Here is a 9,330-nt window from a genome sequence, read left to right on the forward strand (position 1 = left end):
ATGATAGGTGCAGGCCCTCTCGCTGTCCACCCAAAACAGCTGAATATCGGCGAGCCGAAAAGGCCTAACGCACGTCGCAGCGGGCGCTACACTAGTGGCGAACAGACCGTGAAAGGATCTTCATGAACTCAGCCGCACTCCTCGATCCCGCCCGTCTCGACCGACCGGATACGGATATACGGCTGGCCCCGTTCCCCTTCATGATCGCGCATGGCCAGCTGCCGGACGAGGCACGAGGCGACCTGGAGCGGGATTTTCCCCGCTATACCAGCGCAGGCTTCTTTCCCTATGACCCGGGCGACTGCGGCCCCACCGTCAATACGCTGGTGGAACGCCTGAGTTCGGCGGAGTTCGCCAGCGCCATCGGCTCACGCCTGGGCATCGACAACCTGGGCCAGTACCCGACCCTGATCACCCTGTGCCGCTCGCTGAACAAACGGCACGGGACCATTCACACGGACAGCAAGTCCAAGGTCGCCACGGCCCTGCTCTACCTCAACAACCTCTGGCCGGACACCAGCGACGGCTGCCTGCGTTTCCTGGGCAGCATCGACAATATCGACAACATGGTGGCCCCCGAGCTCAAGCCGCTCTACGGGGAGTTCGCGGTGTTCAAGCGCTGCGACAACTCCTTCCACGGCCACCTGCCCTTCGAAGGCGAGCGCCGGGTAATCCAGGTGGCCTGGCTCACCAGCGAACAGGAAAAGCTGCGCAAGACCAAGCGCGGCAAGTTCTCGCGCGCCTTCAAGAAGCTGTTCGGCTCACTGGACCGAAAGCTGGGCGCCGGTCGCGACCGCAACGCCGCGCATCGCGACTGAAGCTTCGGGCGGCGATGCCCGAACCCAGCGGGATACGCGGCCATGGGTCGTCCATAGCCGCTGGGAGTTCGCGCACAGGGCGCACGCCTACCGTGAGGCTTGGTGGCCGAAGTGCCAGGCGATGTACGCGGCGAACACGCCGTAGAGCAGCCCCACCGGCACCAGCCAGCGCGCGTCGACGCGCCCGCGGCGGAACAGCCACCACAGGTAGAGCACCGCCACGCCGGTGAGCACGCCGGCCACCATCAACGGCGCATCGAACATCCAGGGCGTGGCGAACAGCGCCAGTGAGCTGGGAATGGTGGCCTGTATCATCATGGCGCCGGAGATGTTGGCCAGCGCGAGGCGCTCCTTGCCCTGGCGCACCCAGATCAGCGCATTCATGGTTTCCGGCAGCTCCGTGGCCACCGGACTCAGCACCAGCGCCACGATGTGCGGCGACAGTTGCAGGGCCACGCCAATCGCCTCGATCTGCTTGACGAAGGTATGCGAGGCAATCGCAATGACCACCAAGGCCAGCACCGTTTGCGCGGCGACCCACCCCATCGAGGGATCCGTCGCCCCGGGGCGGAGCTTTAACGGTTCAAGCGCTTCCTCTTCCGGGGCCGCGTCGTCACTCTTCAGCTCGCGCCAGACATACAGCGCGTAGGCGGCGAGAAACAGCACGCCCAGCCAGGGCTTGAATGCGAACGCCACCAGGCCTACTGCGCACTTCACCACGAAGATGGCCAGGAACCACGACTGGTCCCGCGCCAGGCGGCGATGCTCGACCCGCACTAGGGTGTCCGCGCGTTGCAGCTGGCGCCGATTGGCCCACAAGGCCACGCCAACCACTGCATACGCAATCGTGGCCAGTACCAGCGGGCCGCCCAGGGCTGCGCCCACGCCGATGTCGCGCTGCTCGGGCGTGCGCCCCAGGATCACCGCAACGAACGTGACTGCACTCTCCGGCAGCGCCGTACCGAAAGCCGCAAGGATGGTGCCGGTGGCCGTGGCGCCCAGGTTGAGCTTCTGGCCGAACCACTCCACGCCATTCACGAAGTACTCGCAGGCGAAATAGATCGCACCCGCCGAGAGCAGGAACAACAACGCTGTAAGCATGCAATGTCCAAAGCCGGGCGAGCGGAAAACCATTGGCGCGACGACGCGTGCTCGCCCGGCAAAGGTGAGCGCGTCGCGGCCAAAGGTCTCGCCGGGCTGCCGGCACCAAAGGAAAAGGTGCCGTCGGCCATCCACGCCATGAAGCCTGGGGCTTCAAGTCTGTTGACGCGGATTCCTCTGGATTTGCCGGCCTGTCGGCTGGCAGGGGGTGAGGATGGCTACTCCCCAATGACAACACCCGGCATGGTACCGGCCGATGGACGGCCGGACAAGTGAACCGGCCGGTTCCTCTGCCAGAGGGCGATCGTAGGCAACACCCGCGCCACCGGCCTCCTGCGCTGAAAGGGTGCCGAAACTAGGCCCGTTCAGCCCGGAAACGCAGCGCCCCGACATCGCGCGAGGCCGGCACCGCAACGGTGACATCCAGCTCCTCGTGCTGCTCCGCCAGGGTGGATTCCAGCGCCGCGTGTACGCCGTTCACGGCACGTGCCAGCGCGCGGGGCATCGGCTCGCCGGCCAGCAGGCTGGCCATCATCAATGCCACCAGCACGTCACCGGTGCCGGCAACGTCGATCGGCAGCTCGGGGGAAGCGACCTTCCAGGCTTCTTCGCGCCCCACTGCCAGGGTCACCAGTTCCCCCTTGGCGTTGCGAAGACTGTGCGTCACCACCCAGGCCGGGCCGCGCTGCATTAGCTCGCGCGCGGCCTCGACGCCTTCCTGCTCGGTCACTGCCAGCTGTCCGCAAAGTCGCCCAAGCTCGAAAGCATTGGGACTGACCAGCCATGCATGCGGCAGCAACCGCTCGCGGAACACCGCCTCCAGCCCCGGCTCCACGTAGGGGCCGGTATGCGTGTCGCCAATCACGGGGTCGAGGAAGAAACGCAGGTCGGGCGCCTCATCCAGCACCTCCTCCAGCCAGTCGGCAAACACATGGCCGTTGTCGACGCTGCCCAGATAGCCTGACAACAGCACCTGCGCACGACGATGCAAGCCGCGCTCACGCGCACCCAGCAGGAGATCGCCAAACCAATCCGAGGGCAACACCTTGCCGCGCAAGGTGGAATAGAACGGCGTATTGCTCAACAACGTGGTCGGTACTTCCGCCACGCGCAGCCCAAGCTGACGCATCGGCGGCACGGCTGCGCTGTTGCCGGCATAGCCGTACACCAACTGCGATTGCACCGAGATCACGTCGACCGGCGCGGCGCCCCGGGGACGCTTGCGGCGACCATGAACGAGATGGTCTTCGAGGGGCTCGGTCATGGGCGTTCCTTCGTCGTCGGGGATGCCACGCGCGTTGGCACAACGAGCTTTCGCCCGGCCGTCATCGTCGATCAGTGTGAGGTGCGCTCGGCCAACATGGCGTCAAGATCGTAGTCACCCGGTACACGGGCGCTCAGCCAGTGAGCGGCCTCCAACGCACCTCGCGCGAAGATCGAACGATCGGTCGCCCGGTGCACCAGTTCCAGCCGCTCGCCCTGCCCCATCAGCAAGGCTTCGTGTTCACCCACGATGTCGCCTCCCCGCACTACCGCAAAGCCGATGGTGCCATGCTCGCGTGGCCCGGTGCGTCCTTCCCGTGCATACACCGCGCTCTCGCGCAGCGTTGTGTTGCGTGCCTGCGCGGCGGCCTCGCCGAGCGCCAGCGCGGTGCCGGATGGCGCATCTTCCTTACGGTTGTGGTGGGCCTCGATGATGTCGAGGTCCCAGCCGGGCAGCGCCGCGGCGGCCTGTCGCAGCAGTCGCGTCAGCACCGCCACGCCCAGGCTGAAATTGGCGGCGCGCAACAAGGCAATACGCTGTGAAGATGCATTGAGCCGCTGGGCGAACGTCGCATCCAGGCCGGTGGTGCCGGTGACCAAGGCGATGCCGCGCGATTCGCAGTACGTGAGTGCCTCGGCGAGACCCGCCGGCCCACTGAAATCCACCACCACGTCGATGGCGTCGTCCTGGGGCCAGCCGTGGCTGTAGAGCGGTGCCACGGTGCCGGCATAGACCGGTTCGCCCAATTGCCGGGAGCCTTGCGAAGTGATGGCCGCCGCCAGCACGAAGCGCGAGTCCTTCCTCACCAGCGCCAGCAGGGCCTGCCCCATGCGACCGGTAGCGCCATTGATGGCGAGGCGAACAGGTTGGCTCATGCGTGGACTCCTTCCGGGAACGGCAACAGATACGGAAGACGCGATGCTAGCGGCAGGCGGCGCTGGCGTACATCGACGCGCAGGATTTGCCCGCCTCGTCCGAGCCGGGCACCAGAATTTACGAAGTCACCCGGGACCAGAACTGCTTGACGCCGTCGACCCAGGTCTTGGCGCGAGGCGTGTGCCTGTCCGCCTCGCCATCGCTGAAGGTGGCTTCCAGTTGCTCGAACAGCTCACGCTGCTGCTTGGTCAGGCGTACCGGCGTTTCCACCACCACGCGGCAGATCAGGTCGCCGGAGCGGCTGCTGCGTACCGACTTCACGCCACGCCCGCGCAGGCGGAACAGCTGCCCGGTCTGCGTTTCCGGCGGGATGTTGATCGGCACTTCGCCATCGAGCGTAGGCACCTGCAGTTCCGCGCCCAGCGCGGCCTGGGTGAAACGGATCGGCAGCTCGCAATGCAGGTCGTTGCCGTCGCGCTGGAAAATCGCATGTTCACGCACGCGCACTTCGACGTAGAGATCGCCGGCCTCGGAGCCGGCAGGGCCTGCTTCGCCCTGCCCTGTCAGGCGAATGCGGTCGCCGTTGTCCACGCCAGCCGGGATGCTCACCGACAGCGTTCGGGTTTCTTCCAGGCGCCCTTCGCCATCGCATTCGTTGCAGGGCTTCTCGATGGCCTGGCCGCTACCGCCGCAATGCGGGCAGGCCTGCTGGATGGAGAAGATGCCGTTCTGCATGCGCACGCGGCCATGGCCGGCGCAGGTCTTGCAAGTCACCGTCTTGCCATCGGCTGAGCCCGAGCCATTGCAGTGGTGGCAGTTCACCTGGGTGGGAATCTCGATCTTCTTCTCGACGCCGAACACGGCCTCCTCGAGATCGAGCTCCATGATGTAGCGCAGGTCGGAACCGCGGCGCTGACGCCCGCGACCGCCGCCCATGCCGAAGATGTCACCGAAAATGTCACCAAAGATGTCGCCCATGTCGCCGAAGCCGGCGCCACCGCGACCACCCATGCCGTGCTCGAAGGCAGCGTGGCCGTGCTGGTCGTACATCGCGCGCTTCTGCGCGTCGGACAGCACTTCGTAGGCCTCCTTGGCCTCCTTGAACTTCTCCTGCGCATGCGGATCGTCCGGGCAGCGGTCCGGGTGGAACTTCATCGCCAGGCGGCGGAAGGACTTCTTCAGCTCCACCTCGGTGACGGTGCGTTCCACACCCAGGACTTCGTAGTAATCACGCTTGCTCATCGTTGCATCCGACATGGATCGCTCTCTTGCTACATGAATCGTGCGATCCATGTCCCATCAACAAACAGCCCGCGCCTAGGAGAGAGCCTGGGCGCGGGCTGCATCAGATCGGCAGCGCCGACCCGCCTATCTTACTTCTTGTCGTCCTTGACTTCAGTGAACTCGGCATCCACCACGTCGTCCTGGCCGGCCGAACCCTGGTGGGCACCGGCATGGGCACCGGCGTCAGCCTGGGCGCCACCGCCCTGGGCCGCGGCGTAGAGGGCCTGGGCGACCTGCTCGAGCTTCTCGATCTTGGACTCGATCGCACCCTTGTCGTCGCCGTCCTTGACCTTCTCCAGGTCCGACAGCGCGCCCTCGATGCTGCTCAGCTGGTCGGCCGGCACCTTGCCGCCGTGGTCCTTGAGCGCGCTACGGGTGGCGTGCACCAGCTGGTCGGCCTTGTTGCGGGTACCGACGAGCTCGTGGAACTTCTTGTCTTCTTCCTTGTTGGCCTCGGCGTCGGCCACCATGCGGGCGATCTCTTCCTCGGACAGGCCCGAACCGGCCTTGATCTCGATCTTCTGTTCCTTGCCGGTCTTCTTGTCCTTGGCCGACACGTGCAGGATGCCGTTGGCGTCGATGTCGAAGGTCACTTCGATCTGCGGCATGCCACGCGGCGCCGGCTCGATGCCCTGCAGGTCGAACTTGCCCAGCGACTTGTTGGCGCTGGCGCGCTCGCGCTCACCCTGCAGCACGTGCACGGTCACGGCGGTCTGGTTGTCGTCGGCGGTGGAGAACACCTGCGAGGCCTTGGTCGGCACGGTGGTGTTCTTCTCGATCAGCTTGGTCATCACGCCGCCCATGGTCTCGATGCCCAGCGACAGCGGGGTGACGTCGAGCAGCAGCACGTCCTTGACCGAACCACCGAGCACGCCGCCCTGGATGGCTGCGCCGACGGCGACGGCCTCATCCGGGTTGACGTCCTTGCGCGGCTCCTTGCCGAAGAAGTCCTTCACCGACTCCTGCACCTTGGGCATGCGGGTCTGGCCACCGACGAGGATCACCTCGTTGATGTCGGACACGCGCAGGCCGGCGTCATTCAACGCGGTGCGGCACGGCTCGATGGTGCGCTTGACCAGGTCTTCCACCAGCGCTTCCAGCTTGGCGCGGGTCAGCTTGATGTTGAGGTGCTTCGGACCGGAGGCGTCGGCCGTGATGTACGGCAGGTTCACTTCGGTCTGGTGGCTGGACGACAGCTCGATCTTCGCGCGCTCGGCGGCGTCCTTCAGGCGCTGCAGGGCCAGCGGATCCTTGCGCAGGTCCATGCCCTGGTCCTTCTTGAACTCCTCGACCAGGTAGTCGATGACGCGCATGTCGAAGTCTTCGCCACCCAGGAAGGTGTCGCCATTGGTGGCCAGCACCTCGAACTGCTTCTCGCCGTCCACTTCGGCGATCTCGATGATCGACACGTCGAAGGTGCCGCCGCCGAGGTCGTACACGGCGATCTTGCGGTCACCGCCCTTCTTGTCCAGGCCGTAGGCCAGCGCGGCCGCGGTCGGCTCGTTGATGATGCGCTTGACGTCCAGGCCCGCGATGCGGCCAGCGTCCTTGGTGGCCTGGCGCTGGCTGTCGTTGAAGTAGGCCGGCACCGTGATCACGGCCTCGGTGACGGGCTCGCCGAGGTAGTCTTCGGCGGTCTTCTTCATCTTCATGAGGACCTTGGCCGAGATCTCCTGCGGAGCCATCTTCTTGCCGTCGGCCGTCTCCACCCAGGCGTCGCCGTTGTCATGCGCAACGATGCCGTAGGGGACGATATGCAGGTCTTTCTGCACTTCCGCGTCAGTGAACTTGCGGCCGATCAGGCGCTTCACCGCGTAGAAGGTGTTCTTGGGATTGGTCACGCTCTGGCGCTTGGCCGGCGCACCCACCAGGACTTCGCCGTCCTTGGTGAAAGCAACGATCGACGGAGTGGTGCGATCGCCTTCCGAATTCTCGATGACCTTGGCGGTGGTGCCGTCCATCACGGCCACGCACGAGTTGGTCGTGCCCAGGTCGATACCAATGATCTTGCCCATAGTTGTCTACTCCCGAATGCTTTAAGCGACCCCTCGGCCGCGACTGGTTTCCAGATGGGGTTCCACGCCTGGCATCTCAATGCCGGCAAGACCCCCGATGCCTTGCCACGATGCCGGCAGGGGACGCGGTTCAGGCGTCCTCGGCCGCCGGCCGCGGCCTTACTCCTTGGCGACCGCCACCAACGCGGGGCGCAACAGCCGATCGTTCAACACGTAGCCCTTCTGCAGCACGTTGACGACCGTGTTGGGGGCCGCGCCCGGGGCCTCCACCATGCTCACGGCGTGGTGCTTTTCGGGATCCAGTGGCTGACCCACCGGATCGACCTGCACCAGGCCATTGTTCTCGGCGACCTTCAGCAGCGACTTGAGCGTGAGCGCAATGCCCTCGCGCATGCTGGCGACGTCGCCGCCCTCCACTTCCAGGCCGCGCTCCAGGCCGTCGTAGACCGGCAGCAACTCGTTGAGCAGCTTCTCGTTGGCGAAGCGGCGAGCCTGCTCCACGTCGCGATGCAGGCGACGGCGCTGGTTCTCGATTTCGGCCTTCTCGCGCAGCACGGTGTCGCGCAACTCGGTGTTGCTCGCCTCCAGCTCGGCGATGCGCGCCTTGAGTGCCTCCAGTTCGGCACTGGCCGCACCGCCCTGACCGCCGCTGCCCTGCGCCTCGTTGGACGCCGTTGGATCGTTGCTCTGCATGAATGACTCCAAGCCTATCCGTGGCCGGCACCCCTGGCACCAGCCGTCAAAACCATGCGGGGAAAACCCGCCTCCCGGGCGCGTTATAAGGTCGTCGCGACGCGATTCAAGGCGTCGCTGAGCAATCCGGCCGTCGCCTGCACCACCGGGATCACCCGCTCGTAGGCCATGCGGGTAGGGCCAATGACCCCGACCGCCCCCAGCACGCGCCCCTGGGCGCCATAGCTGGCGGTGACCACGCTGCAGCCATCCAACGCCGCAAAACCCGATTCCTCGCCAATGAACAGGCGCACGCCGGGGGCCTTGGCGCAGACCTCCATCAGCTGCAGCAGCTCGTTCTTCTTCTGGAAGGCCTCGAACAGCTCGCGCAGGCGATCCAGGTTGGCCAGCTCCGAGTAGCCCATCAGGTTGGTCTGGCCGCTGACCAGCACGTCATCGCTATCACCCTGCGGGGCGAACGACGCGGCCGCCAGCTCGACGGCGCTGGAAAGCAGACTGTTGAGCTCGCTGCTGGCCTCGCGCAACTCGCGCAGCAGGTGGCTACGGATGTCGTCCAGGCGCAGGCCGGCGAACTGGCTGTTCAAGTAATTGGCCGCCTGCTCCAGCTCGCGGCTGTCCAGCGGCTTGGCCAGCTGCACGATGCGGTTCTGCACCTGGTTGTCGGAGAACACCAGGATCACCAGCACCCGGGCATCGGGCAGCGGCACGAAATCGATATGGCGCAGGGGGAAGTCAGCCTGCCGCGGCACCGTGACCACCCCGGCGAAGCGGGTCATGGCCGAGAGCAAGGTCGAGACATTGCCCAGCAGGTCGCGGGTGGTGGTCGGCCCCGGCGGCAGCTCGCGGCGCAGGCGCGCCATCTCGTCCCTGGGCAGGGGCTGCAGTTCGATCAGGCTGTCAACGAACAGGCGCAGGCCGCGCGGCGTGGGTACACGCCCGGCGGACGTATGCGGCGATGCCACCAGGCCGGCTTCTTCGAGATCGGCCATGATGTTGCGGATGGTGGCCGGACTCACGTCCAGGCCCGAGGAACGCGATAGCGTGCGCGACCCGACCGGCTCGCCATCGGCGAGGTACTGGGCAATCAATGTGCGCAACAGGCGGCGTGCGCGGGCATCGAGTTGGGCGGCTGGCATGCTGTAGCAATCCGTGAGACGCAAAAGAAATAAGGTCTGGCGGGAAAGTTTGCAAGAAAGGGGATGGGGAACGGGTGGCGGGGGCGCCTTAGCCGGGGGCCAGCTGGCGCCTCGGCGCCCCTGCGCTGTCTGTTCTAGCCGTG

The 9,330-nt window shown here is 65.9% G+C and carries 8 protein-coding genes and 1 riboswitch; of the genes, 1 reads left to right on the forward strand and 7 read right to left on the reverse strand.

All coding sequences use genetic code 11. The features are described from left to right. Window positions 1-122 precede the first annotated feature (122 nt). Entirely contained in the window at window positions 123-818 is a 696-nt protein-coding gene (locus tag DVU99_RS15710; protein WP_114241172.1) for a 2OG-Fe(II) oxygenase, read from the forward strand. 87 nt (window positions 819-905) lie between these two features. On the opposite strand, the gene DVU99_RS15715 is transcribed toward DVU99_RS15710, so the two are convergent. The 7 genes from DVU99_RS15715 to hrcA form a co-directional block, all read right to left on the reverse strand. Next, window positions 906-1,919, reverse strand: coding sequence for a sodium:calcium antiporter (locus DVU99_RS15715; protein ID WP_114241173.1), 1,014 nt, complete (start codon window positions 1,917-1,919; stop codon window positions 906-908). A 67-nt stretch (window positions 1,920-1,986) separates the two neighbouring features. Then, window positions 1,987-2,161: riboswitch (yybP-ykoY riboswitch) on the reverse strand. 113 nt (window positions 2,162-2,274) lie between these two features. Further along, window positions 2,275-3,183, reverse strand: a complete 909-nt coding sequence (gene pdxY / locus DVU99_RS15720; RefSeq protein WP_114241174.1) for a pyridoxal kinase — start codon at window positions 3,181-3,183, stop codon at window positions 2,275-2,277. A gap of 71 nt (window positions 3,184-3,254) precedes the next feature. After that, a complete protein-coding gene (gene dapB / locus DVU99_RS15725; RefSeq protein WP_114241175.1) occupies window positions 3,255-4,058 on the reverse strand; it encodes a 4-hydroxy-tetrahydrodipicolinate reductase in 804 nt (267 codons plus the stop codon). A gap of 118 nt (window positions 4,059-4,176) precedes the next feature. Beyond that, window positions 4,177-5,301: a molecular chaperone DnaJ gene (dnaJ, locus tag DVU99_RS15730; RefSeq protein WP_114241185.1), complete on the reverse strand. Its 1,125-nt coding sequence runs from the start codon at window positions 5,299-5,301 to the stop codon at window positions 4,177-4,179. A gap of 131 nt (window positions 5,302-5,432) precedes the next feature. Then, window positions 5,433-7,358, reverse strand: coding sequence for a molecular chaperone DnaK (gene dnaK / locus DVU99_RS15735; RefSeq protein ID WP_114241176.1), 1,926 nt, complete (start codon window positions 7,356-7,358; stop codon window positions 5,433-5,435). A 159-nt stretch (window positions 7,359-7,517) separates the two neighbouring features. Then, window positions 7,518-8,051: a nucleotide exchange factor GrpE gene (gene grpE / locus DVU99_RS15740; protein WP_114241177.1), complete on the reverse strand. Its 534-nt coding sequence runs from the start codon at window positions 8,049-8,051 to the stop codon at window positions 7,518-7,520. A gap of 83 nt (window positions 8,052-8,134) precedes the next feature. Continuing rightward, entirely contained in the window at window positions 8,135-9,187 is a 1,053-nt protein-coding gene (gene hrcA / locus DVU99_RS15745) for a heat-inducible transcriptional repressor HrcA (RefSeq protein WP_114241178.1), read from the reverse strand. Between the last annotated feature and the right edge of the window lie 143 nt (window positions 9,188-9,330).

Source organism: Dyella sp. C9 (assembly GCF_003332825.1).
Classification (GTDB): Bacteria; Pseudomonadota; Gammaproteobacteria; order Xanthomonadales; family Rhodanobacteraceae; genus Dyella.

Coding starts and splice junctions, on each gene's coding strand:
- DVU99_RS15710 (WP_114241172.1), top strand. CDS start 123: ATGAACTCAGCCGCACTCCTCGATCCCGCCCGTCTCGACCGACCGGAT.
- DVU99_RS15715 (WP_114241173.1), bottom strand. CDS start 1,919: ATGCTTACAGCGTTGTTGTTCCTGCTCTCGGCGGGTGCGATCTATTTC.
- pdxY (WP_114241174.1), bottom strand. CDS start 3,183: ATGACCGAGCCCCTCGAAGACCATCTCGTTCATGGTCGCCGCAAGCGT.
- dapB (WP_114241175.1), bottom strand. CDS start 4,058: ATGAGCCAACCTGTTCGCCTCGCCATCAATGGCGCTACCGGTCGCATG.
- dnaJ (WP_114241185.1), bottom strand. CDS start 5,301: ATGAGCAAGCGTGATTACTACGAAGTCCTGGGTGTGGAACGCACCGTC.
- dnaK (WP_114241176.1), bottom strand. CDS start 7,358: ATGGGCAAGATCATTGGTATCGACCTGGGCACGACCAACTCGTGCGTG.
- grpE (WP_114241177.1), bottom strand. CDS start 8,051: ATGCAGAGCAACGATCCAACGGCGTCCAACGAGGCGCAGGGCAGCGGC.
- hrcA (WP_114241178.1), bottom strand. CDS start 9,187: ATGCCAGCCGCCCAACTCGATGCCCGCGCACGCCGCCTGTTGCGCACA.